Origin of the sequence: Nostoc sp. C110 (assembly GCF_043099725.1) — a bacterium.
GTDB classification, from domain to species: domain Bacteria; phylum Cyanobacteriota; class Cyanobacteriia; order Cyanobacteriales; family Nostocaceae; genus Nostoc; species Nostoc muscorum_A.
Genome location: NZ_CP171148.1, coordinates 6,094,154 through 6,117,601, shown reverse-complemented (window position 1 = coordinate 6,117,601; position 23,448 = coordinate 6,094,154). Strand labels below are relative to the sequence as shown.

The following is a 23,448-nucleotide window of genomic DNA, read 5'->3' as shown; positions in this document are numbered from 1 at the left end:
TTAATAAAACGTTGTCTACAAATAGCGTTTGTCTCAGCCGGGATGCAAATTATCGTCTCAAACTGTCTGATTACCAATTCTCTAAAGTTGTTCCAAAACAAGGAGGTTTTGTGCCTAGTTTTACCAATTAATCTTGCTTTTGTGCAGTTTCACAAAGAGTTGGTATGAAATTTTTAATTGTGAATGAAAGAGTATAAATTAAAATTATTTATTGGTTTTAGTTAATAATAAATCACAAATTGTTTTAACTGAAAATATGCATGTTAAATGCTCATCAGCAAATAACATGATTTTTTAGTGTTTTTCGATAACGAGCAAGTGCTGGGGGCAATGGCAGGAAAGATTCTCTTTGTCAGATACTTCCGCGCTCCATAAAAACCCCCTGTTTTTGCTAGTTTATAGATATTGACAAAAAAAACACGTTTTGTGCTTTAGAGATTGGACTTACTTTTAGTAAGTTCAATGCTAATTTTGCCACCAAAATCTGGAATAGGTGCAGCAGGTTTGCTCAGAATGACTTGGACTTGTGTTACACGATCGCACTCTTGGAGAATAGAATCTGCGATCGTTGCTACCAATTTCTCTACCAAAGCAAACTTAGACGTTTTGACCAGATGTTGTATCAAGCTAATGACGCTGCGATAATCTAAAGTGTCTTCGATCGCGTCAGTCTTGGCCGCTGTGGAGATATCCAACCATAACCTCACATCCACCTCAAACCATTGTCCTAGCACTTGTTCTTCTGGTAAATACCCAGTGTAGCCATAGCAGCGAATTCCCGTTAAATGAATGCAGTCCATAAAAGTTTGAGAGCAAATTGGGCATTTTGTAGAAAGTGGAGCAAGAAAGTGTCGAGGATCGGCTTCCCTCCCTTAGACTTCTTTTCACCAAACTTTCCCAGATGGATTTTAAATTAAATTTCCCTAAACAAAATCTAAAATTTCAGATTGTTTTATAGCTATGTTTGATTTAATGCCGATCGCCTTTAGGAATGTTAATCAACTTTGGGCTTACATTTTAACAGAGACCCTAAAGCGGTTGGGGTTGACTTGTGCCATCATTTGTCCTGGATCACGCTCTACACCCTTAGCGATCGCCTTTGCTCAACAAGCACCTCAGATTGAAGCGATTTCCATTCTCGATGAACGTTCAGCCGCCTTTTTCGCCTTGGGACAAGCTCAAGCCACCGGTCGCCCTGTGGTACTAGTTTGTACCTCTGGTACAGCAGGAGCAAATTTTTATTCAGCAGTCATTGAAGCTTCATATAGTCGCGTACCACTGTTGGTATTAACCACTGATAGACCGCCAGAATTGCGAGATTGTCACTCTGGTCAAACTGTAGATCAGTTGAGATTATATGGAACCTACCCAAATTGGCAAACAGAGTTAGCCTTACCCTCTGCTGATCTGGGAATGCTAGCTTATCTGCGACAAACAGTAATTCATAGCTGGGAAAGAGCGCAAACTCCTACAAAGGGGCCAGTACATTTGAATATTCCCTTTCGCGATCCCTTAGCACCTGTTCCTGATGGAAATGATTTGAGCTATTTGCGATCGCAGTTTCACCCAGAAGACTTTTTCGCAGGGATAGCAAACCCATGCCCCATGCCCCATGCCCAATGCCCAATGCCCAAACAATGGAAAGAATGCGATCGCGGTATCATCATCGCAGGTGTTGCTCAACCGCAGCAACCAGAAGAGTATTGTAGAGCGATCGCGCAACTTTCCCAAACTCTCAAATGGCCTGTGCTAGCAGAAGGACTTTCCCCAGTCAGAAATTATGCCGAACTCAACCCTTATTTAATTTCCACTTATGACCTGATTTTGCGAAATCAGCAACTAGCAAAGCAGCTAGCGCCCGAAATGGTGATTCAGGTGGGAGAAATGCCTACAAGTAAAGAACTGCGTAGCTGGATAGATACAACTCAACCCCGACGCTGGGTAATTGACCCCAGTGACCAAAACCTCGACCCTTTGCATGGAAGGACAACGCATTTACGGATATCTGTAGAAGATATAAAAGCAGAGGAGATAAATTTATCTTTATCCTCAGACTATTTGCAGCAATGGTGTGATGCGGAAACTAAGGTTAGGTTAGTTGTTGACCAGACGATGGGGAAAATAGATGAAGTCATTGAGAGTAAAGCAGCTTGGTTAATTTCTCAGATTTTACCGCCACGAACGCCATTGTTTATTGCCAATAGTATGCCTGTGCGGGATGTGGAATATTTCTGGAAACCAAATAATTTAAGAGTGCGATCGCACTTTAACCGGGGTGCAAATGGTATCGATGGCACATTATCCACAGCTTTAGGAATTGCCCATCGCCAACAAAGTAGTGTTATGTTAACGGGAGATTTAGCTTTGTTGCATGACACCAATGGTTTTTTAATCCGCAATAAATTTGTGGGACATCTGACAATTATCTTAATTAACAACAATGGCGGTGGGATTTTTGAAATGTTACCTATTGCCAAGTTTGATCCACCATTTGAAGAATTTTTTGGCACTCCCCAGGATATTAATTTTGCTCAGTTGTGCGCTACTTATAATGTGCAGCATGAATTGATAACTTCTTGGGAGCAGTTGCAGCAAAAATTAAACCCGCTCCCAACTACAGGAATTCGGGTTTTAGAGTTACAAACAAATCGCAAAGCAGATGCCAAGTGGCGACAGGAAAATTTAATAAAGTTCGCGGCGGAGATTACAATTTAATAATCTCATTAGGTATTGTTGAATTGTGGGATGAAATAGTTTTAACTTAATTATTAGAAATATTTTATGAGAAAAGACCCTATGTAATTAGGGTCTTTTTTCATAGCGCACCAGTTTAGGATATTCATACTTATTTGCTCATAATAGTTTCAGCAAATCTTTCTAAAAAAAGAATTAAGCAAAACCACCATCCAATCTTGCTCTTAGGGCACAAATATAAAGAATAGCTGGAATAACTCTTTTATAACTAGGGCCTGTCAACTGCCATACTGTGAATAATCCTGCACCTATCCAACCAACTGGCCCGATAATGACAGCTATTGCACTTGACATTGTTGTGTAAGCAACAAATGGTAAAGTAACCCCTATTACTCCGGTAAGTGTACCCAATGTTGTTGAAGCCAGTAAGTAAATACCAAAACCAGACAATTGAGCGCCTGTCAAAGCAAGAAAAATACTAGTACTTCCTAATAATTCACCTCCTTTATCAAATTGTGATGCTGTTTTTCGTAACTGCTGTTCCATTTCTCGCTTTTGTTCTGGTGTCATTTTCTCCAACATTGTTTCCATAACCTTCTGTGCAATTTTTACCTCCATTCCACTAGCAGATTCATATTTACTACATTTTATTTTTAACTTTTTAGCAGCCCGCCTAACTATTTTTTGATAACTTGGATGATCATCAAATATTTCATTAAATACATAGCTGGCAGGATCTTGGCTCTTCTCGCATAGATGATAAACAATAGAATCAGCTGTTGGTTGTGATGCCTTAAGAATCTCTGCCAATGCTTTCCTCTCCTCAAATGAGGCACGATTTAGTAAATTTTTAAGGTCATTCATATATTTAAATCCTTTTACTGAGAAAATAAATCATAATAATAGTATTCCCAGTAATATTATTTTTATATCGATGACTTGAAAGAAAAATGAGAATGAAGCTATGGCAACACAACTGAGTGATGTAATGGAAAAACTACTACCAGCACGTCGAGCAAAAATTCAAGCTCGCGCTCAAGAACTTATTGCTGAAAATATGAAGCTTAAAGATATCAGAAAAGCGAGAAGTTAATTTAGTAATCTAATAATTGATTTTGTAACTACCCTGCCAAGTCAGCGATCGCAATCTCAATTCCAACAACGCCAAATCTAATACTTCCAACGTTCCTCAGCAATTTTACCAAATAGTCGTTTTACCAGTCAGAGGACGAGCGATCGCACTTCTTCCACCGCTTCTGATATACCCGCGTGTCTGCAAATACTTCTTCACTTCGGGAAACTTTATTTGTAGCCATCATTATTTTACAGAGTGCGATCGCCCTTCTTATTTGCGTGAAACTTACCTGCTTAGTTAACCTTGTAACCATCCTTCCAAATCAGCAAGAGAAGAGAAATCCAACAAAGCGTCACCTAAAGCTTCCAACTGTTCCACCGATAACCCTTGAATCTGGGACAGAAGCACATCAGGAATATTACCCATGCGTCGATTCAATAGTCGTAAAATGATCGTTCTTTCTCCTTCTTCCTTCGCTTCCCGAATAGCCCGTGGTTCTTCCAAATTCAGTCCTAACATTGCTGCAATCTCCTCTCGACTTAGGTTAGAAAACTTGTAGAAAATAATCGTCGTCACTAAATCAATTATCGCTTGCTCCGATTGTTGCCGTGCTTGTTCTAGCAAAAACCTCGCCCCTTCCACTGTTTCTGTTTCAGAGGTAACATTTGTCAGCAACATCAAACCCAATCCCAAAGGTTGTTCTCGCAAATCCCCCAACTCATCCAGATAAACCCGCCTGACTTGGCCACTTTCTAACAAAGCGCGGTGAATCGTTGAGTTAGAAGGTTCGAGACTGCGAGAAGCAAAAATTATGACTCCAAACCAGTCATCGTAACGGATAGAGTTGCGGTAGAGAAACAAAAACAATTCGCTAAAGAAGCGGTGATATAAGTCTTCGTCTTTCTGAAACTGCACTTCTGCAAAAAAGACGGTTTTGGAAACTGCATTATCGGGAGGTAAAAACACTCCATCAATCCGAAACGCCGTTTCTTTCACCTCAACTGATTCAAACTGGTAGTTTTCCGCTTCTGCGGGTGGTTCATCTACTAATTCAAACAGCAAACCGGGAAATTGCTTAAATAATTTGTAGAAAATGGTGTCACGTCGCATTTTTATTCCTCAACACCCAGACAATTACCAGATTGTAAAGGCTTGAGACAACAATTTTAGCGTAGACGTAGCCCACCGCAGGTATCGCATGTCCCTACGTCCGCGATAAAATTCTCAAGCACAACAGCGCACTTCATACCAATGCAAACTAACTGGCAAACTGCCAAAACCTACGAAGACATTCTGTATCAAAAAACTGATGGCATTGCAAAAATCACCATCAACCGCCCTCACAAACGCAATGCTTTCCGTCCTGAAACAGTCTTTGAACTGTACGATGCTTTCTGTAATGCTCGTGAAGATACTACCATTGGCGTTGTCCTATTTACTGGCTATGGCCCACATACTGATGGCAAATATGCCTTCTGTTCTGGTGGCGATCAAAGCGTGCGCGGACATGCGGGTTATGTGGATGATACTGGTATCCCTCGCTTGAATGTGCTGGACTTACAACGCCTGATTCGTTCGATGCCGAAAGTGGTGATTGCTTTAGTCGCTGGATATGCGATCGGTGGTGGACACGTCCTACACTTAATTTGCGACCTTACCATTGCTGCCGATAACGCAATTTTCGGACAGACAGGCCCCAAAGTCGGCAGTTTCGACGGTGGTTTTGGAGCCAGCTATCTCGCCCGCATTGTGGGACAAAAAAAAGCTAGAGAAATTTGGTTTCTCTGCCGCCAATATGATGCACAACAAGCGCTAGAAATGGGTTTAATTAATTGCGTCGTCCCGGTCGAACAACTAGAAGCGGAAGGTATTCAATGGGCGCAGGAGATTTTAGAAAAAAGTCCGATCGCAATTCGCTGTCTCAAAGCCGCCTTCAATGCTGATTGTGACGGACAAGCTGGTTTACAAGAACTCGCTGGCAATGCCACCTTACTCTATTACATGACAGAAGAAGGGTCTGAAGGCAAACAAGCTTTTCTCGAAAAGCGTCCACCAGATTTTCGCTCTTTTCCTTGGCTACCTTAAAATTGCAAAAATCGCACCTCAATAAAGGGTGCGATTTTTGCAAATGTCAATGTTTATGGCACTAAATATCTTAAAAGCAAATCTTATCTTAAGCAAACTACAAAATTGGTTCAGTAATAATGGATAACTAAATAAACACTGCTTCAGTCTTGGCCTCTTCAGAATATATAGAGGCAGTTATTTCTTCTACAGGAGCAGGAGCAGCATGATCTAAATCTGAAGCCGGGGAATGAGAACAAGCTAAAACTGGCCTTGCATCTGGCAAAGTCCAAGCATCTTCCAAGGTTTCCCAAGAAGGTGCAAAAGGTGGGAGCGCCAAGGAGCAAGCCTTCCAAGTTGCTTGGACTGGCGCTCCCAACTGCTGGCACGTTCCACCACGGCGACCTTCTGGCTGGTAATGACGGCAATATTTACAGGCAGATGCTAAAAATTTAATAGGTTTCATTCGGATTCATCTTTAGTGCCGTTTTCGGCTGAATTTCATCTTTATATTTTGCTTCTATATATAAAGACGGATAAAAGCCAAAAAACCATTATTTTCTATAGCTTTCAGCGATCCCGACGAAAAAATAAACTTTAGGATATTTTTATAATCTTGTTATATTTTTAAATAATCTGGAGAGTGATTACCTATTGATTTTGGCTAAAACTTATTAGGGATCAAGAGTAAAACTAAAGCTTTTGATTTATTTAGCCTTTTAACTTCCTCCTTAAGGATGCCTTAAGACATATAATTTCAGATAAATAGTCTGGTTTTAGTACCACGTTTGGTATATTTTAGCTGTAAAACATCTTTTTTCTCAAGAATTAGAACGAACTTATCTAGATGGCAGCAGCAAATTACTTTGAGATAAATTCTGCCCAAGGAATAATCGCTAAAATATTTTGCGTTCAATTTAGGCCAAGACTGACTTACTTTAAAACTTTTTAGCAGCACAGACAGAACAGACTGCCCAGCGCTGGAGTTCGCCGGGTGGGGTGGGAGATTCACATTGAGGACAAAGGGGTAAGCCATGCGATCGCGATCGCATAATCTTCGTCCAATGCCCAAAAGCAGCATTTACATCCTTGGTGGGTGTAACATCAGGGCGGCTAATCTCATCACCAAGGTAACTGGGATGCTCGTGGGGCAAAACCGTTTGTTGCTGTTTTCTCTCCACAGATGGATTCTGCCAGCTGGCAGTAGAGAAGCGAATATCAACCAAAGGCGTTGGCAGTATTTTATTCAACTTTAAAAGCAGAGACGTGCGACCAAAAGTCAGGTTTTGCGCCCAAGCAGCACTAGAAGTTGCTACCGACAAAACATCGCGTTGAATCGACAATGGTCGAGTATTTGTGGCAACCACTGGCCCAACAACACTTGCCCAACACTTGAGCAAGTGTTGAAATGGTTGCTCCTGCCATTTAGACTGCTTTTCCAGAACGCCTAAAATATCATTAATTGATTTCAACGACATCATTCAAAGTGGGGAGTGAAGAAGGGAATAGGATAGGGTAAAGGTTACAGGGTGCAGATTATTCACTATCACCTGTCACCTGTCACCTCTTCCCCAATCCCCAATCTATTTAAATAATTTTCGCTAATATTGTCAGAAATATATCTATAGTTATTCCAGAAATCTACGTTTGAGGCACACAGGCAATGACTCAAAACCCCCTAAACGATTCCGGTACTCAATCGTCTAAAACGCCTGGGTTGAAACCAGCACTAACAGCAGCATTAGCAAGTTTAGAAGTACCGCTAGATCAAGAGTTAGCTCGATACCGACGCACGCGAAATGGTTTAGTGTCATCAAACCAACGTCGTGTTGCAAGTTACATGAGCAGTCAAACCCAGTCCTTGACTGCCATTCCTACAACATTGGGAACAACTCAGTCATCAGTAACGGAAATTAAAACTAACGTGCCGCCTGCTGTACCTGTGAATCATCAGGGAACCCCAGCGCCAGTTACAGAAATTGACGTACCACCAACATCTTCTCTAGTTGTGAATCATGAGGTGAACCGAGCGACAGTTACGGCAAATACCGAAGAACCAAATAATCTCAATGTGCCCTCTACCCAAGATTCTGCTAAAACACAAACTCAACTTCCACCGCCACCGCCCAATTTTAGTAGCAGCATCGTGCCAGCAATTGTAAAAGATACTAAGAGCGAAAATCTTTTGCAGACAGATAATACCCCTAAGCACCCAGATGACTACTTAGAATCTAGTGAAGCACTACTGCGAAGTCTGACAGAAGAACAACCAGAAACCCAAAAACCAAGCAATTCTAGTGACAGTCTGCTATCACCTTTAGGTATCGGCTCAATGTTGCTGCTATTGTTAGCAAGTCTTACCTTGGGTTATGTAGTATTCAATCCCAAAGGCTTGCCTCAATGGAATTTAGGCAAGTTGTTTAACGGAAACTCGTCTCCCGCGCCAGGAAATACTGAAGAAGTTGGGAGTTATGTCCAACCTCAGATCCAGCCACCAAGCACATCATCTATGTATCCCAATCTTGCGGCCCAAGAGTTTCCTGATGTGAGAGATCCTAATGATCTAGTTGGCTTACAACCTAAAGTCCAACCAACCGTCGCTAATCCAGCCGTTCGCCAAAACCCTGTAAATCCTCAAGCACCATTGTCTAACCCCAATACAGCCCTAAAACCGACAAATCCGATCGCTTTAGCGCCAGTACCAACTGTACAATCCTTACCTCCCCTAAATTTACCTCCCATTTCAACGGCAAAAACCTCGCCCCAGCAAATCGCAGCCTCACCAAAGCCTAATGCAGAAATCAAACCAGGAACAGATGGGTTCTACCATGTCGTGATAGATAATAAAGGTGCAGCTTATGCTTCAGCACGGCAAGTAATTCCTGATGCTTATTTATCACCCAACAAAGAATTGATTTATCTCGGTGCTTTTAAGACTAAAGAGCAAGTACAAAAACAGATGCAATTATTACAGACAAAGGGAATTAAGGCACGAGTTCAGCAACCATAAGTTGCAAAAATCTACGATACCATGAGATAACAGTCCTGACTTATGAGTGCTGTTAGCGGATAGCTAAGGTTTAGCCCGTGCTGAGTAGTAGATACAAAATCTGACTACGACAAAAATTTTATACTCAATTAAATTACTGAGTATTCAGCACTCCATAACTACCCTCCTACAAAATTTTTATACTCAGCACTCATTACTCAGCATTGAGTTTCGTGAATGGAGAGCCGACATGGAATTAATCAAGCGTATTCTGCGGGTGATTCGCTCTAATCTCAATAGTTTGATCGGTGGTGCAGAAGATCCAGAAAAGATTCTAGAGCAAACTGTCCTAGAGATGCAGGAAAATCTGGTGCAGTTGCGTTCGGGTGTAGCACAAGCGATCGCTACCCAAAAACGCACCCAACGACAGGCGGCGGCTGCCAACTCTCAAACAGAAGAATGGTATCGCCGCGCCCAATTGGCCTTACAACAAGGCAATGAACCTCTAGCACGGGAAGCTTTGACTAAGCGCCAAGCTTATAAAGAAACCAGTACAGCCCTCTTTTCTCAGATAGAGCAGCAAAACGATATAGTCGCTAGGCTAAAAAAGGATATGCGATCGCTAGAGTTAAAAATTTCCGAGGCGAAAACAAAAAAAGATATGTATATTGCTCGCGCCCGTTCCGCAGAAGCCTCTTCTCGCCTCCAGGAAATGCTTGGGGGAGTTTCTGCTACCAGCAGTCTGAGCGCATTTGAGCGTATGGAAGAAAAAGTTTTACAAATAGAAGCTCATTCAGAAGCGATCGCTCAACTCGGTAGCGACGACTTGGAAACACAATTTACTTCCTTGGAATCTACTAATAATGTGGATACTGAATTAGCCGCGATGAAGGTGCAGGTTTTAAATCAGGCAGAAAACACACAGCACAACAATCTGCTTACCGAGGAGAAGCAGAACACGGTACAGCCTCCTCAACAGCAGTTACCTAAAACTCAAGACTCTTGAAGTTCGGCTAATTACCCCAGTTTGGAGATATCTTAAGAATTAAGAGTTGTTATAACGTACTGATTCCAACCGGAAAGATTACATTGAAATAGGTAGCTATTAAAAAGTAAAAAAGCTAACTGTCCAGCAAAAAGCGTAAACCAAACAAGGAAAAACAAAGTTATGGGATTATTCGATCGCATTAAGCGAGTAGTTAGTTCTAACCTCAACGACCTGGTTAACAAAGCCGAAGACCCCGAAAAAATGCTAGAACAAGCCATCCTGGAAATGCAGGAAGACTTGGTGCAGCTGCGTCAGGGAGTAGCCCAAGCGATCGCCGCCCAAAAACGCAGTGAGAAACAGTACAATGATGCCCAAAATGAAATCAATAAGTGGCAACGCAATGCCCAACTAGCACTGCAAAAAGGTGATGAGAATTTAGCACGGCAAGCCCTAGAGCGCAAAAAAACTTATACTGACACCAGCGCCGCCCTCAAAGCTAGTTTAGATACCCAAAGCACTCAAGTTGAAACCCTCAAGCGCAACTTAATCCAGCTGGAAAGCAAAATTTCTGAGGCTAAAACCAAGAAAGAAATGCTTAAAGCTCGGATCACAACTGCCAAAGCCCAAGAGCAACTCCAAGGCATGGTGCGTGGGATGAATACCAGCAGTGCAATGTCTGCCTTCGAGCGGATGGAAGAAAAAGTCTTGATGCAAGAAGCCCGGGCCCAGGCACAAGGAGAGTTAGCAGGTGCAGATTTAGAAACCCAATTTGCCCGGTTGGAAGGTAGTAGCGATGTTGATGATGAATTGGCAGCTTTGAAAGCGCAAATGCTACCACCCGCTACTCCAGTAACTCAAGCACAACTTCCACCCCAACAAGAAACCACTCCTGCTAAGTCGAATGAAGTGGTTGATGCAGAGTTGGATTCCCTACGCAAGCAATTGGATCAACTATAAAATTGCCAGAAAACTTATTTGAGCTAGTCCCACGCCTGTTGGTTGTGGGATTTTATATCATTAGTCAATAGTTAACAGTCAAAATAACTATGAATTATTGATTATGGACTATTGACTACTTTGGGATAAAGTATTGTGTGTGCCAACTTTGATCGCCACCGGATGGAGACTGTAATGAGTAAGGCTGTAATCACCATAACTGATGCTGAGTTTGAAACAGAAGTGTTAAAAGCTGAACAGCCTGTATTAGTTTACTTTTGGGCTTCCTGGTGTGGCCCTTGTCAATTGATGTCGCCCATGATTAACTCAGCTGCTAGCAAATATAGCGATCGCCTCAAAGTCGTGAAAATGGAAATTGACCCCAACCCACTCACTGTTAAGCAGTACCAAGTGGAAGGTGTTCCGGCTCTGAGACTATTTCACGGCCAGGAAGTTTTAATTTCGACTGAGGGAGTCATCGGTAAAGATAAGTTACTCGAACTCTTAGATACGCACTTAAATAGTAATTAGTCAATAGTTCATAGTCCATAACTAATGACTAATGACCAATGACAAATGACTAATGACTAACATGCAATTTGCAAAGCGTTTACAACCCCTGCAATCTAATGTATTTGCTGATATGGACAGAGCCAAGGCAATCGCTTTGGCCGCTGGACAAGAAGTAATTGATTTATCGTTGGGGTCTTCTGATTTACCAGTCGAGGCGCACGTCATTGAGGCGATCGCCCAATCTCTCCATGATCGCAGTACCCACGGCTATTTGTTGTTTAACGGTACTCTTGGGTTTCGTGAAGCCGCAGCCAACTGGTACGAACAAAAATTTGGCATCAAAGTAGATCCCCAAACTGAGGTACTACCTCTGATTGGTTCTCAAGAGGGTACAGCCCATTTACCTCTAGCATTGCTCAATCCAGGAGATTTTGCCCTGTTGCTCGACCCAGGTTATCCCTCTCACGTCGGGGGAGTCCACCTAGCCAGTGGTCAAATCTACCCGATGCCATTACGGGCAGAAAACGCTTTTTTACCAGTGTTTGCGGATATTCCCGCCCCAGTTTTGGCCCAGTCGCGGATGATGGTATTAAGTTATCCTCACAATCCCACCTCAGCGATCGCTCCTTTATCTTTCTTCCAAGAAGCTGTCGCCTTCTGTCAACAACACAATCTCGCCCTAGTTCACGATTTCCCCTACGTAGATTTAGTATTTCAGGAAACTGGGGAGTGGGCAGATTCTTCTCCCAATCCAAAATCCTTAGTCCCTTCAATTCTGCAAGCTGATCCAGAGAAAAGCGTCTCGATTGAATTTTTCACCCTTTCCAAGTCCTACAATATGGGCGGCTTCCGCATTGGCTATGCCATTGGTAATGCCGAGTTAATTAACGCCTTACGTCAGGTAAAAGCTGCCGTTGATTTTAATCAATATCGGGGAATTTTAAATGGTGCGATCGCAGCCTTGACTGGCCCTCAAGCTGGGGTAAAATCTGCTGTCGCTATCTTCCAGCAACGCCGCGATGCCTTCATCACTGCTTTACACTCCATTGGCTGGAATGTTCCTACTCCCAAAGCCACAATGTACATCTGGGCAAAATTACCCTCAGCTTGGAGTCAAAACTCCATAGAATTTTGTACCCAGCTAGTTAAACAAACTGGTGTAGCTGCTTCGCCTGGTGCTGGCTTTGGTAAATCTGGTGAAGGGTATGTCCGTTTTGCCTTAGTACATGAGCCACCTTTGTTAGAAACTGCTGTGGAAAGAATTGCCCAGTTCCTTTATTAAATTTCTTCTCAAGCTGAACGCCAAAGATTTTTTGCGGCAAAGTCTATGTATAGAAGACGCAGCAAAGGCGCACAGCCGTGCGCCTCTATAAATCAATACGGTTTAGTTAAGAAATTTATCCGTTGAGGCAGGGGCAGAGAAAAAGCTTATCTGAACCCTATTGCCCTATGAATAACCGTATTCTACTGAATTTCAAATATTTTATCTGTAACTTTTAATATTAGTAATATTTAGAAAAGTAAGTAATTAAACGTATAAAAATCTAGAAATATTCTTCATATTTTTATTGATAATCCGAAGTAACTTTACCCAATCAGGTCTTCCCATCTATTAAAGTGGGTTTGTACGTTCAGCTACCAAAGTTGGCTAACAATGCAGGTGGCGTTTTCAAGCTGCCGTATTGCCAAAAGCCTGTAGTCAAGACAGCCCAAGCCTATAAACGGCAATAGTTTAAAACTTAATTTCCAAACTGACAGAGACTTGAAAACAATGAAAATGACTTTTCAGAAACTTGTAATTGGCGCTTCAATGGCTATTGGTGTGAGCGCGATCGCTACTGTACCAGCACAAGCTGGAACCCTCACCGGCGCTACTATTGGTGGAACAGAAGCCAGTGATTATTTAGTCTATGATGTCCAAGGTAACAGTACTATCTCCGTGGACAAGACCTCCGCAAATGTACAAAAAGTACTGGATGGCAATGCTGCAAACCCCACTGGAAACGTAGAGTTACGAGCTAGTAGTGAGGCAGCAGGTTTTGATTTCAACAAAAACACTACCTTAACGGGGCAAATTGGTGGCCAAAGTATTACCTTAAGCAGCCTGACAGCAACAGATTGGTTTAGTACTGGGTCAGGATTGAGTACAAGCTATGGGGCAAATAACTTTGCAAATACTTGGTTCAACCAATTTTATGATGCAGCTGGTTTAGGAGCAAGTTTTATCCCTCGTAGTCAAGCTTTTACTGCATTTTTAGGCATCAATGGTTTCCAACGCTCTAGCGATCCTAATATCTCTTACGTTAATCAAAATGACACCACTGGCGATATTAAAATTGGGTTAGCAGGTCACTACAATTTAAAAGATTACTATGCGCCTCTGTTAGGAAACTTGGGTAATCTTCTCAAAAATGGATTTCAAGCTAGTGAAGTTGTTAAAGTTACCTACAACGGCAAGACTAATTTACTTTACAGCTTTTCTGCTACAGAAAGCGGACTAAGCAACAATTCGGGGCCGGGTGCTGATGGCAAGTCTCACAGTGGTAATTATGAAGTCACCATCCAAGGTGTACCTCCCGCAGCAGTCCCAGAACCATCAGTCATGCTGGGTCTGTTGGGTGTAGCTGGTGTCTTTGCTACACAACGCAAATTGAAAAAAGCATCTATTTAAGAAGATTGCAAGTTCAAAATTACAAATAAAAAAAGGAGCTGTTAGCTCCCTTTTTTATGAATACTTTCTTCCAGCGATAAGATAATTTGATTTTCTAAGTTATATATTTTTAATAAAATTTACAAAAAATAAATCGTTTGGAAGAGCCTATATATTTATGCCCTTACCAACGTATTTATAACAGCAATTTCGTACAGTTGTATTATTTTACCCTCAAATCCACATAAAAACTTTTCTATGAATGGCAAGTAGCCTATTATTGCTCCTAGTATTACTTAAGTAATTTTACTCATAACAATTGGTAACTTGACTTTTTAAAATCAGTCTTTTATTTAATACTATAAATTGTAAAAAGCTCGTAAAGAAAAGCTTAATAATTGATTAATATTATATTTAATCGTACTATTATTAAGTATTGGAGTACAGTTAAATTTGATTTATTAATATCTTTGACTACATTACATAAGTCAATTTTCTATTAATTTTACAGTTTAAATGTACTACCGTTTTGGTTTATGGTAATAATTGTTGGTTTTTACTTAAGATAATCAGATAATAGGTAGCAATGACAGCACAATTCTTCAATATAGATCAGCCATTGCGCTCACACAAAGTTAGACGAATTTTGCTAGTTGAAGACCATTATCTTAATAGGTTGTTACTGAGTGACTATCTAAGTTACTGTGGGTACGATGTCCAAAGCTTATCTGAAGGCTCTACTTTTTTCTCTACTATAGATAAATTTAAACCAGATTTAATGTTATTAGATTTGAAGCTACCAGATATTGACGGTTATTCGCTCTTAAAACAAGTCCAGCAAAAACCTGATGTGTCAAAAATACCTATCATTGTAGTTTCCGCTTTTGCTTTTAAAGCAGATCAAGAATTAGCTATGAGTTTAGGCGCACGCCGATATTTTGTCAAACCTCTAAAACTCAAGGATCTTACACTTACAATTGAAAAAGAGTTGACTTGTTGCCATAGATAGATTTTTTTTACTTGGCATACCTTTATTCGGCTTTTTGCTCTTCAATGAACTCTTCAACTTGCTGACTAATATTTTGTACAGAAGTGCCAATTGTTAAAATTTTATTTTGTACTTGTGCTAACAGCAAAACTGCGGTTTGCAGCTCATTGAGCGTTTCAGCCATAGCTTCACGGTACTGGGCTTCAAAGTCTTGTAGGTTCATAGTTTAACTGTTACCTTAATTATTATCATAACTATATTTATAATCATATTCGTAAATATAAATTCCTAAATCCGTTAAATCGCTTAATATTATAAGTTGAATTGATAATCAAAATTGCCGTTTATTGGTAATTAATCTCGCTGCATTTATATAAGCATATATTTGAATTTCCATTAATTTTAACTAAGAATATATAAAGCTAATAAGTCAATAAAATAAATTTTTAAATAATTAAATTTTATCTCTATTAAAATATTAATTATAAATTCAAAAAGCCAAGTTTTGATTCTGGCAGTAACAGATGACAAATAAGATAATAGCTACATAAACTCTTATCTGCTCCAAAATTGTGATATGTGCAGCAAGGCATCTAGTAAACTGTGATGGAAATTACTTACCTTTCTTTACAAGGGGATTTTGCCCCAAGTCTTGTTGGTGGCAGGATTTACGTCAGCTCATAAACCAAGCAAGCTGTGGGTACTCCATTGGATAACTCGTAGGTAGCCGCAGAAGTATCTATAGACTAAAAATATCTTTACTTTATATTTAATTGATAATTACTCTATGAAATCGGCACGAAAAAAGAATTTTTCTTAAAATAGAGAAAGATTACCTAATTTTGGTTGTGACAATATCTACTCAAATACTACCACTGGTTAAAGAGCCGGAACGACTGGAAAATCGTCTAGCCGAAATTCCACCGGAACCGGGGGTTTATTTCATGCGAGACAACAGCGATCGCATTATATATATAGGTAAGTCGCGTAAATTGCGATCGCGCGTTCGTTCCTATTTCCGCGATGGCTACAACAAGACTGAACGCATTGCCACGATGGTTAAGTTAGTGACAGAAATTGAATTCATCGTCACTGATACTGAAGCCGAAGCTTTAGCGCTAGAAGCCAACTTGATTAAGCAGCACCAGCCATACTTTAACGTGCTGCTCAAAGATGATAAAAAATATCCCTATCTCTGCATTACTTGGTCAGAAGATTATCCCCGAATTTTTATTACCCGTAAACGTCAATTCGGCAAAGAAAAAGATAAATTTTACGGGCCTTATACTGATGCTGGTTTGTTACGAGAGATTGTCCGTATCTGCAAGCGCATCTTTCCCCAGCGACAACGACCTCAACCACTTTTCAAAGACCGTCCCTGCTTAAATTATGATTTAGGGCGTTGTCCGGGTGTGTGTCAAAAGCTGACTTCACCAGAAGAATATCGCAAAATTGTGCAAAAAATAGCGATGGTATTCCAAGGGCGAACTCAGGAATTGATTGATATTTTGACTCAACAGATGAATACAGCAGCTGAAGACTTGAACTTTGAGTCAGCAGCACGGATTCGCGATCAAATTTCTGGGTTAAAGTCGCTGACTGCTGACCAAAAGGTATCCTTACCAGATGATACAGTTTCACGGGATGCGATCGCACTGTCAGCCGACGAACAACACGCCTGCATTCAACTATTCCAGATTCGCGCTGGACAATTAGTAGGACGTTTAGCTTTTGTGGCTGATGCTCATGCAGAACCAGGAGCTATTTTACAACGAGCTTTAGAGGAGCATTACCAAACTGCTGACTCAGTAGAAATACCCTTAGAAATTCTGGTACAGCATGATTTACCAGATGCGGAGATATTGGCGGATGTCTTAACTCAACGCAAAGGAAAAAAAGTTACGATTTTGACTCCTTTGCGGCAAACGAAGGCAGAATTAATTGAGATGGTAGAGCGAAATGCTCAGTATGAATTGCAAAGAATGCAGAAATTTGGCGATCGCAATCACCAAGCAATGCAAGATTTAGCTACCATTCTCGATTTACCAGATGTACCCCACCGCATCGAAGGTTATGACATCTCCCACATTCAAGGGTCAAATGCTGTAGCTTCCCAAGTTGTGTTTATCGACGGATTACCCGCCAAGCAGCATTATCGCCACTACAAAATTAAAAATCCCACAGTGACGGCGGGACATTCGGATGATTTTGCTAGTCTTGCTGAAGTTATTGGGCGACGCTTCCGTAAGTATGCAGAAGATCAGCAACTAACACGTTTGGGTAATCCAGATTGGCCTGATTTAATCATGATTGATGGTGGTAAAGGTCAGTTATCTTCAGTTATCGCCGTTTTGCAAGAGATGAATTTATTAGAAGACTTGCGAGTTGTGAGTTTAGCAAAGCAGCGAGAAGAGATTTTTTTACCGGGAGAATCTAAACCCTTGGCTACTGATGCAGAACAACCAGGGGTGCAATTGTTGCGACGGTTGCGAGATGAAGCGCATCGTTTTGCAGTCACTTTCCATCGTCAACAACGTAGTGATAAATTGAAGCGATCGCGTTTAGATGAAATTCCTGGCTTAGGACATCATCGACAAAAGCAGCTACTAGGGCATTTTCGCTCAGTTGATTATATTCGCCAAGCAACAACCCCACAACTCGCCGAGGTTCCAGGAATTGGGCCGCGTTTAGCTCAAGAAATTTACGATTATTTTCATCCTGCTTGAGGAGACTAATAGCCTTTCAAATTTCAATTTATAGGTAAAAAATTTTGTAGTAAAGACTTGAGTGCTTAGAAAATAAGGACTTTAGTCCTTACTACAAACCTTAAAAACTAGCTTTACAAAGTATTAATTTCACTCTTATAGCGGATTCAGTTAAGGTTGTCTGCAATAATTCAAGATGTGTAAATACCGTAAATTTACGGTATCTGATAAGTATGCTAATTTTGATTAAATTATTTCACTAGAATTTAACCTCATAAATATTGCTAGCAAATATTAACTAAATCTTAAGATAAATATTTTGTTACTAAATATACAGTAATTTATTGGTTTTAATTTTTGAATACAAGAACGGCTTTTTTTGTATAAGTCTGAAATCACTATAAATAAGGATCTCTCAAGGCATTCGCCATAGGGATCAGTAAATCACTAAGCGGAATTTAATTAAAAAATAATTTATGTATCTAAAGTAGGAGGGTAAGATCACTTAAATTCTAGGATAATATACAAAGATATCGAAGATATCGAAAATTTTTCAAACCTGAAATTTTGTTTAAAATAATCAGCCAATATTAAGGTCGTTTGTTAACTTGGGTCAAACCAAAATTATTGCTACTTTAACTGGCAGTCTTCTCAAATAAAAAATAAATTACAACCAGGGGTTTTAAAATGCAGACAGTACAAAAGATTTACTGCCCAAATTGTGGCTGCCAAGCAGAACGTTATTATATTTCTGATAGTCAATTAACTCGAACACAATGCTCTAGTTGTGACTACTTGATGATTAGTTGTACTCGTACTGGCAAAGTCATTGAGGCTTATGCACCAGGAATTTATGCACAACGCTAGATAATAAAAATTAAAAATTGGAGAATGTTTTCTCTAATTTTTAATAATAAAGTCACTTATGATAAATTCTGAAGGCTTTACAAGTTCTTATTCTGTTGTCTAAGTTGTTGCTGTCGTCTCTGTTCTTGTAATCTAAATTCTTGTTGTTGTCTAATTTGTTGATCTTGTCTGAGTTGTTGATCTTGTATTCTCAGTTGTTGCTGTCGAGAAAATTCTTGTTGTTGTATTCTCAGTTGGTCTTGTTGTAGTCTAAATTGTTGCTGGCGGAGCATTTCTTGCCGTTGCCGTGTAAATTCTTGCTGTTGTATTTTCTGTTGTGATTGTAGTAGTTGAGGTTGTTGAATGTTTTGCCGTAGCCATGTTTCCTTCATTCGTTCTTGTGTTTGCTGATTTTGCTCTTCTTGTTGTTGTCTGATTCTTTCTTGAAATGAATCTTGCGTCTGGGGATTCGTCTGAATTATTTGTGCATTAGCAGGAAAACTAATCGATAAAGCTTTTGCAAGCACAATCAATAGTAGCCATGCTTTAAATAGCGACAAGCGATTTAACATACAGTTATTTCCTCAATTGTTATAGGTTGGGTTTAGCGATCGCTAAATCCTTAAAATTTCAACACAATTACCCTATATAAGATAAATACAGGGGCTTGGAATAGTTCACTAAAGCTAATGTTTTATTTACCGTTATGGGGTTTGTGCGATACTTACACCTGACTACACCAACGTACTCAATATTCTTCAGCCCATAACGTTTTCTAAATATCAGTGCATTGAGAATAACTTGCTAAATCAAGGTTATATCTAGTGCATTATGTTGATTTTGCATAAAACTCTCGCTTTTCAGATATTCATCACTAATTAAATTATACATTCAAATTTTTTACATGGGTTGTCGGATTTCCGTAATCTATCTACCTGGTACAGTTAAAGTTACGAAGCTTTTCAAGTAATTGAACTACACAATTTCCTGTTCTCTATCGCCCGTCGTAGTCTAAATATTTGAAAACTTCTCTAAAAAAAGATTTCAAGCGATTTTACACCATAGATAAACAGAGATAACTTCTTAGATATATCTGTGTTTATCTGCGGTTTCATATTCATCCATAGAATTGACTGCAACAAGTTTAATTTTTACTTGCTCTCAATTGTCCGCAAGCAGCATCGGCTTCTAAACCACGGGAATAACGCACACTAACAGCAGTATTTTGTTGCTTAAGGACGTTGACAAATGCTTCAATGCGATCGCGGTTGGGGCGTTTATAGTCTACTTCTTGGATGGGGTTGTAAGGAATCAAATTCACATGACATTGAAATCCTCGCATACATTTTGAAAGTTCTAATGCGTGTTCTGGTAGATCGTTGACACCAGCCAAGAGAACATATTCAAAGGTAACGCGCCGTCCAGTGATTTCTACATATTCTCGGCATTCAGCCAATAACTCTTCTAGAGGATAGGCGCGGGCGCTGGGGATGAGTTTTTCTCGCAGCGCTTGGTTAGGTGCGTGGAGACTAACCGCCAGAGTGATTTGCAAATTATTTTGCGCGAACTGACGAATGCGATCGCGAATACCAACTGTAGAAACTGTAAGCGATCGCTGTCCAATACCAATATCTTGATTCAAAGATTTCAGCGCTGCTAATACATTCTCAGTATTCAACAACGGTTCACCCAATCCCATGAACACGACATTGCTAACCCGTTGTTGAAAATCTTCTTGCACGGTTAACACCTGATCGATAATTTCATGACGTGCTAGGTTGCGCTTGTAGCCTCCCTTACCAGTAGCGCAGAAATCACACGCCATCGGGCAACCTACTTGAGTAGAGACGCAAACTGTCAAACGGGCTTTTGGGCCTTCTCCCCTTTCTGCGAAGGTGGGAATACCAACAGTTTCAATAATTTGGCCGTCTGTTAATTGTAAAAGATATTTGACTGTGCCATCGGGAGCCACAGAGCGGTAGTGTAAAGTTGAGCGCCCAATGGGGACTGCTGCTACTTCCGCACGCCATTGCTTAGAGAAGACAGAAATATCAGCTAGCGATCGCACTCCCTTATCGTAGATCCATTCATGCAGTTGCTTTCCTCTGTAAGCAGGTTGTCCTTGTTGCTGCACCCAAGCGCTTAACTCCGCCAGAGAAGCACCGAGAAGGGGAGGGATTAATTCTGATTTTTCTGGGTTGTGTGAGTCAACTTGAGAGACAAGAGGCGTAGCAGACATAAAAAAATCAAGAGTTGATGTAGGATCTCTATCCTACACCTGCTAGATCAAGTTAGTCTTGACCAAAGAAAACAGGGAATTAACCAAAGGTTGTGCCGTTCCAGCCCCACATTGCACCTTTAGCGTCTGCAAACTCGATGTAAATCCGATTTTTCGGCACACCTAGAGTTTGGTTAATCTGCTGGCAAAAGTCTTGACTCATCGCTGCGGTTTGATCTGGCTTCATTGTGCCAATGCTCTTAATTTCAATGTAGCAAACTGGTTCTGTATTTCCTGCAAAAGTCATAGGAATTTCTGGCTCAAAAGCAGTCATTACATAAGATTCTGGTTTTCCCAAATGTTGCGCTAACTTGGCAGATAGATTTAAAAGCATTGACTCAATTTCAGCTTTTTGAGGAGCAGACACAGAAGTTTGCACTTTAATTAATGGCATAGTACCGAATTAGAAACAGGACTTACGCAACTGTCACAAGCAATGGCACGGTGTAACCGCGCCGCGCGCCAAACAACTACACGATAAACATGGGAACAGCCGGACGTTTTAGTTGCTGAACTAAATAATTTGATAACAATCCATGCTTAATTTGATAGATTGTTTGACCAGTTTTATAAGCTAAATCTTTGAGTCTAAGCCAAACTAAAATAGCGCAGGCAATATGATTTCTTTGAATACGTCCTTTACGGCATTGACATGATTCAATGCCAGTCAATTGTTTTAATTCTCGGTGAAACTCTTCAACCTTCCATCGAACTTTACACACTTTTTGTACAACGTCCGTAGAATCTTGAGATATATCGTTTGTAGCGATAAAATCCGTTCTGTCGGTGGAGACAGTTACCCGGAATAGTTTCACTTTTTTAGCTTGAGGAAACTTTTTTATTTTAACTAGTTTACCTAATTCTAACTCCTTTTCATCCCAAAATAACAATTCAATTCTTTGATAATCTTTTTGACCTGACGTATCATCAACCAGTCGATTACGTTTCAGAGGACAATAATAATATTTCCCTAACCCATCTATATATAACATCAATTTTTTTGTGGCATACCAAGTGTCCATCAAGACAGCTTTAAATGGCAAAAACTTATTATACACAAGGTTTTGCAGCATCTCCATCACATGGTCTATCTTTGTTTTACCATCTCTATCTGGATCATAAATTCGATAGTCAACTACCCAAAACTTTCCGATTTCATGATTGACATATACACAATTTACTAGCCCAATTCCTTGAATTACACCATGCTCGTTGCCACTATACTGGCGTTTACTTGGCTCTATTTCCACAGCGTATCGTTTATCAATTACTGTGTCATCAAAAACCAAATACGCATTATCATTTATTTCTATTAAATCTTTGACATTATCCCAAAGAATCCGAGGTGTTAATTTTTCGTTATTTAAATAACGGTTGATTTTATCGTGACTGATCTGCTCTAAATGCTCCGCCAAATTTGTGAGAGTATAATTAATCTGACTACTTAACAAGTACTGGCAATAATTAAGTTTAGTAAATCTCATAAACCTATAGGATTGATTTTATGCATCCTCAGCTAATTTTCTCATAATTTGATGAATACTTAACACAGCCGATTACTGTTACTAATTTCATCAATTTCCTTTGGGTATGCCACTTTTATATAGTATTTATGTACTATATAAATGCGATGGCTACGCCCGCCGCAGGCATCGCACTGTGCCAGTTGCGTAAGTCCTGAGAAATTTGAATTTTATTCACACTGTTAAGTTTACCGAACCGTAGACCAGACAAGGGGCAGTTTTCCCAATTCCCAATTCCCAACATTTAGTTATGAGATGAGCGAAACAGGCGATCGTATTCGGGATCATATAAACGCGATCGCCCTTTTGCTGTCGAGAGGGCTGGACTGATTATATAAAGCGTAGTACGAATTAATTCTTCTTTATGAGTACATTCCGCCATTTCATTCAGGGGGACAACCTTAATTTTTTCATCAGGCCATCCGATACGAAAGCAGATTGCAATGGGGGTTTCGGCTGGATAATGTTCGAGTAGTTTGGCTTGGGCATTTTCTACGTGACGCGCACTCAGATATAGGCAGAGGCTAGCCTGATGTGCTGCGAGAGAGGCTAATTCCTCATTGGCTGGGACTTCTGTACGTCCACTAATACGGGTCAAAATGATAGTTTGGACTAAACCAGGCACAGTTAGTTCTACTTTGAGTTTGGCAGCAGCAGCTTGAAAAGCGCTGATACCAGGTATGACTTCAAAAGGAATATTTGCCTCTGCGAGGAGGTGCATTTGCTCGTGGATGGCGCTGTAGAGACTAGGATCGCCAGAATGGAGACGGACTAGAGATTTTTGCTGCGATCGCACCCTATCGATCATAATCGGCAAAATCTCTTCTAAAGTCTGATTCGCAGTTCTAATTATCTCCGCATCTTTTCGGCAAAGTTCTAAAATCTGTTCGGGTATTAGAGAATCAGCAAATAAAATCACATCAGCAACAGCCAGTAATTTCTGCGCCTTCACCGTCAATAAATCAGGATCTCCAGGGCCTGCTCCGACAATATAAACAGATGGTTCTATAGCATATAGTGTTTTTTTATAACTTAGGTTTTCTGTATATTCACTTTTAAAAGAACCCACGGCAATCCCTCAAAAAACTTTTTTGATATTTTCTCAGTATCTTTCCGGATTCACCCTCTTTCCCTAGTAGAGAGTAATGGTAGATGCACCCTGGTTAAGCCCTAGAAAATATTCTGGGGCATTTTTTATT

General features: G+C 40.3%; 23 protein-coding genes. 12 read left to right on the top strand and 11 right to left on the bottom strand.

Annotation, left to right across the window (positions count from 1 at the left end):
• Positions 1 to 431: 431 nt before the first annotated feature.
• The gene (folB, locus tag ACFFRD_RS31300) at positions 432 to 800 is read right to left on the bottom strand and encodes a dihydroneopterin aldolase (protein WP_163936207.1); all 369 of its coding nucleotides are present in this window, start codon (positions 798 to 800) and stop codon (positions 432 to 434) included.
• A 160-nt stretch (positions 801 to 960) separates the two neighbouring features.
• Between folB and menD the strand changes: the two genes are divergently transcribed.
• On the top strand, positions 961 to 2,715 hold the full coding sequence (gene menD, locus ACFFRD_RS31295) for a 2-succinyl-5-enolpyruvyl-6-hydroxy-3-cyclohexene-1-carboxylic-acid synthase (protein WP_392479647.1): 1,755 nt from the start codon (positions 961 to 963) through the stop codon (positions 2,713 to 2,715).
• Between the two features lie 174 nt (positions 2,716 to 2,889).
• Here the strand turns inward: menD and ACFFRD_RS31290 are convergent, their stop codons facing one another.
• Entirely contained in the window at positions 2,890 to 3,558 is a 669-nt protein-coding gene (locus tag ACFFRD_RS31290) for a hypothetical protein (protein WP_392479646.1), read from the bottom strand.
• A gap of 100 nt (positions 3,559 to 3,658) precedes the next feature.
• Between ACFFRD_RS31290 and ACFFRD_RS31285 the strand changes: the two genes are divergently transcribed.
• The gene (locus ACFFRD_RS31285; protein ID WP_392479644.1) at positions 3,659 to 3,787 is read left to right on the top strand and encodes a hypothetical protein; all 129 of its coding nucleotides are present in this window, start codon (positions 3,659 to 3,661) and stop codon (positions 3,785 to 3,787) included.
• 279 nt (positions 3,788 to 4,066) lie between these two features.
• Here the strand turns inward: ACFFRD_RS31285 and ACFFRD_RS31280 are convergent, their stop codons facing one another.
• A complete protein-coding gene (locus ACFFRD_RS31280) occupies positions 4,067 to 4,879 on the bottom strand; it encodes a DUF2887 domain-containing protein (RefSeq protein WP_392479642.1) in 813 nt (270 codons plus the stop codon).
• Between the two features lie 141 nt (positions 4,880 to 5,020).
• Between ACFFRD_RS31280 and menB the strand changes: the two genes are divergently transcribed.
• Entirely contained in the window at positions 5,021 to 5,854 is an 834-nt protein-coding gene (gene menB, locus ACFFRD_RS31275) for a 1,4-dihydroxy-2-naphthoyl-CoA synthase (RefSeq protein WP_392479640.1), read from the top strand.
• Positions 5,855 to 5,981: 127 nt separating this feature from the next.
• Here the strand turns inward: menB and ACFFRD_RS31270 are convergent, their stop codons facing one another.
• Both ACFFRD_RS31270 and ACFFRD_RS31265 read right to left on the bottom strand, forming a co-directional pair.
• Positions 5,982 to 6,299 carry a hypothetical protein gene (locus ACFFRD_RS31270; protein ID WP_163936222.1) on the bottom strand — a complete coding sequence of 106 codons (318 nt, stop codon included), beginning with the start codon at positions 6,297 to 6,299 and terminating at the stop codon, positions 5,982 to 5,984.
• A gap of 472 nt (positions 6,300 to 6,771) precedes the next feature.
• Positions 6,772 to 7,311 carry a DUF721 domain-containing protein gene (locus tag ACFFRD_RS31265; RefSeq protein ID WP_392483210.1) on the bottom strand — a complete coding sequence of 180 codons (540 nt, stop codon included), beginning with the start codon at positions 7,309 to 7,311 and terminating at the stop codon, positions 6,772 to 6,774.
• Positions 7,312 to 7,496: 185 nt separating this feature from the next.
• Between ACFFRD_RS31265 and ACFFRD_RS31260 the strand changes: the two genes are divergently transcribed.
• From ACFFRD_RS31260 to ACFFRD_RS31230, 7 genes are all read left to right on the top strand, one after another.
• Positions 7,497 to 8,843 (top strand): hypothetical protein, encoded by a 1,347-nt coding sequence (locus ACFFRD_RS31260; RefSeq protein ID WP_392479638.1) that lies wholly within the window; start codon positions 7,497 to 7,499, stop codon positions 8,841 to 8,843.
• Between the two features lie 229 nt (positions 8,844 to 9,072).
• Complete coding sequence (locus ACFFRD_RS31255) at positions 9,073 to 9,828, top strand: PspA/IM30 family protein (protein ID WP_392479637.1); 756 nt, start codon at positions 9,073 to 9,075, stop codon at positions 9,826 to 9,828.
• Positions 9,829 to 9,990: 162 nt separating this feature from the next.
• Positions 9,991 to 10,767: a PspA/IM30 family protein gene (locus ACFFRD_RS31250; protein WP_114081937.1), complete on the top strand. Its 777-nt coding sequence runs from the start codon at positions 9,991 to 9,993 to the stop codon at positions 10,765 to 10,767.
• 174 nt (positions 10,768 to 10,941) lie between these two features.
• Positions 10,942 to 11,277 (top strand): thioredoxin family protein, encoded by a 336-nt coding sequence (locus ACFFRD_RS31245; RefSeq protein WP_392483209.1) that lies wholly within the window; start codon positions 10,942 to 10,944, stop codon positions 11,275 to 11,277.
• A 61-nt stretch (positions 11,278 to 11,338) separates the two neighbouring features.
• Entirely contained in the window at positions 11,339 to 12,541 is a 1,203-nt protein-coding gene (locus tag ACFFRD_RS31240; protein ID WP_392483208.1) for an LL-diaminopimelate aminotransferase, read from the top strand.
• Between the two features lie 489 nt (positions 12,542 to 13,030).
• Positions 13,031 to 13,930 carry an NF038130 family PEP-CTERM protein gene (locus tag ACFFRD_RS31235; RefSeq protein ID WP_392479635.1) on the top strand — a complete coding sequence of 300 codons (900 nt, stop codon included), beginning with the start codon at positions 13,031 to 13,033 and terminating at the stop codon, positions 13,928 to 13,930.
• Positions 13,931 to 14,495: 565 nt separating this feature from the next.
• Positions 14,496 to 14,918: a response regulator gene (locus tag ACFFRD_RS31230; protein WP_392479634.1), complete on the top strand. Its 423-nt coding sequence runs from the start codon at positions 14,496 to 14,498 to the stop codon at positions 14,916 to 14,918.
• 22 nt (positions 14,919 to 14,940) lie between these two features.
• Here the strand turns inward: ACFFRD_RS31230 and ACFFRD_RS31225 are convergent, their stop codons facing one another.
• Positions 14,941 to 15,120, bottom strand: a complete 180-nt coding sequence (locus ACFFRD_RS31225) for a hypothetical protein (protein ID WP_392479633.1) — start codon at positions 15,118 to 15,120, stop codon at positions 14,941 to 14,943.
• Between the two features lie 625 nt (positions 15,121 to 15,745).
• On the opposite strand from ACFFRD_RS31225, the gene uvrC reads away from it, so the two are divergent.
• On the top strand, positions 15,746 to 17,623 hold the full coding sequence (gene uvrC, locus ACFFRD_RS31220; protein WP_392479631.1) for an excinuclease ABC subunit UvrC: 1,878 nt from the start codon (positions 15,746 to 15,748) through the stop codon (positions 17,621 to 17,623).
• 666 nt (positions 17,624 to 18,289) lie between these two features.
• Complete coding sequence (locus ACFFRD_RS31215; protein ID WP_012410305.1) at positions 18,290 to 18,469, top strand: hypothetical protein; 180 nt, start codon at positions 18,290 to 18,292, stop codon at positions 18,467 to 18,469.
• A gap of 77 nt (positions 18,470 to 18,546) precedes the next feature.
• Here the strand turns inward: ACFFRD_RS31215 and ACFFRD_RS31210 are convergent, their stop codons facing one another.
• The 5 genes from ACFFRD_RS31210 to cobM form a co-directional block, all read right to left on the bottom strand.
• Entirely contained in the window at positions 18,547 to 19,020 is a 474-nt protein-coding gene (locus ACFFRD_RS31210) for a hypothetical protein (protein WP_392479629.1), read from the bottom strand.
• Between the two features lie 572 nt (positions 19,021 to 19,592).
• Positions 19,593 to 20,687, bottom strand: a complete 1,095-nt coding sequence (gene rlmN / locus ACFFRD_RS31205) for a 23S rRNA (adenine(2503)-C(2))-methyltransferase RlmN (RefSeq protein ID WP_392479628.1) — start codon at positions 20,685 to 20,687, stop codon at positions 19,593 to 19,595.
• Between the two features lie 79 nt (positions 20,688 to 20,766).
• Positions 20,767 to 21,120, bottom strand: a complete 354-nt coding sequence (locus ACFFRD_RS31200) for a phenylpyruvate tautomerase MIF-related protein (RefSeq protein ID WP_392479626.1) — start codon at positions 21,118 to 21,120, stop codon at positions 20,767 to 20,769.
• 76 nt (positions 21,121 to 21,196) lie between these two features.
• Positions 21,197 to 22,210, bottom strand: a complete 1,014-nt coding sequence (locus ACFFRD_RS31195) for a transposase (protein WP_392479625.1) — start codon at positions 22,208 to 22,210, stop codon at positions 21,197 to 21,199.
• 283 nt (positions 22,211 to 22,493) lie between these two features.
• A complete protein-coding gene (gene cobM, locus ACFFRD_RS31190) occupies positions 22,494 to 23,318 on the bottom strand; it encodes a precorrin-4 C(11)-methyltransferase (protein ID WP_392479623.1) in 825 nt (274 codons plus the stop codon).
• Between the last annotated feature and the right edge of the window lie 130 nt (positions 23,319 to 23,448).

Coding starts and splice junctions, on each gene's coding strand:
- folB (WP_163936207.1), bottom strand. CDS start 800: ATGGACTGCATTCATTTAACGGGAATTCGCTGCTATGGCTACACTGGG.
- menD (WP_392479647.1), top strand. CDS start 961: ATGTTTGATTTAATGCCGATCGCCTTTAGGAATGTTAATCAACTTTGG.
- ACFFRD_RS31290 (WP_392479646.1), bottom strand. CDS start 3,558: ATGAATGACCTTAAAAATTTACTAAATCGTGCCTCATTTGAGGAGAGG.
- ACFFRD_RS31285 (WP_392479644.1), top strand. CDS start 3,659: ATGGCAACACAACTGAGTGATGTAATGGAAAAACTACTACCAGCACGT.
- ACFFRD_RS31280 (WP_392479642.1), bottom strand. CDS start 4,879: ATGCGACGTGACACCATTTTCTACAAATTATTTAAGCAATTTCCCGGT.
- menB (WP_392479640.1), top strand. CDS start 5,021: ATGCAAACTAACTGGCAAACTGCCAAAACCTACGAAGACATTCTGTAT.
- ACFFRD_RS31270 (WP_163936222.1), bottom strand. CDS start 6,299: ATGAAACCTATTAAATTTTTAGCATCTGCCTGTAAATATTGCCGTCAT.
- ACFFRD_RS31265 (WP_392483210.1), bottom strand. CDS start 7,311: ATGTCGTTGAAATCAATTAATGATATTTTAGGCGTTCTGGAAAAGCAG.
- ACFFRD_RS31260 (WP_392479638.1), top strand. CDS start 7,497: ATGACTCAAAACCCCCTAAACGATTCCGGTACTCAATCGTCTAAAACG.
- ACFFRD_RS31255 (WP_392479637.1), top strand. CDS start 9,073: ATGGAATTAATCAAGCGTATTCTGCGGGTGATTCGCTCTAATCTCAAT.
- ACFFRD_RS31250 (WP_114081937.1), top strand. CDS start 9,991: ATGGGATTATTCGATCGCATTAAGCGAGTAGTTAGTTCTAACCTCAAC.
- ACFFRD_RS31245 (WP_392483209.1), top strand. CDS start 10,942: ATGAGTAAGGCTGTAATCACCATAACTGATGCTGAGTTTGAAACAGAA.
- ACFFRD_RS31240 (WP_392483208.1), top strand. CDS start 11,339: ATGCAATTTGCAAAGCGTTTACAACCCCTGCAATCTAATGTATTTGCT.
- ACFFRD_RS31235 (WP_392479635.1), top strand. CDS start 13,031: ATGAAAATGACTTTTCAGAAACTTGTAATTGGCGCTTCAATGGCTATT.
- ACFFRD_RS31230 (WP_392479634.1), top strand. CDS start 14,496: ATGACAGCACAATTCTTCAATATAGATCAGCCATTGCGCTCACACAAA.
- ACFFRD_RS31225 (WP_392479633.1), bottom strand. CDS start 15,120: ATGAACCTACAAGACTTTGAAGCCCAGTACCGTGAAGCTATGGCTGAA.
- ACFFRD_RS31215 (WP_012410305.1), top strand. CDS start 18,290: ATGCAGACAGTACAAAAGATTTACTGCCCAAATTGTGGCTGCCAAGCA.
- ACFFRD_RS31210 (WP_392479629.1), bottom strand. CDS start 19,020: ATGTTAAATCGCTTGTCGCTATTTAAAGCATGGCTACTATTGATTGTG.
- rlmN (WP_392479628.1), bottom strand. CDS start 20,687: ATGTCTGCTACGCCTCTTGTCTCTCAAGTTGACTCACACAACCCAGAA.
- ACFFRD_RS31200 (WP_392479626.1), bottom strand. CDS start 21,120: ATGCCATTAATTAAAGTGCAAACTTCTGTGTCTGCTCCTCAAAAAGCT.
- ACFFRD_RS31195 (WP_392479625.1), bottom strand. CDS start 22,210: ATGAGATTTACTAAACTTAATTATTGCCAGTACTTGTTAAGTAGTCAG.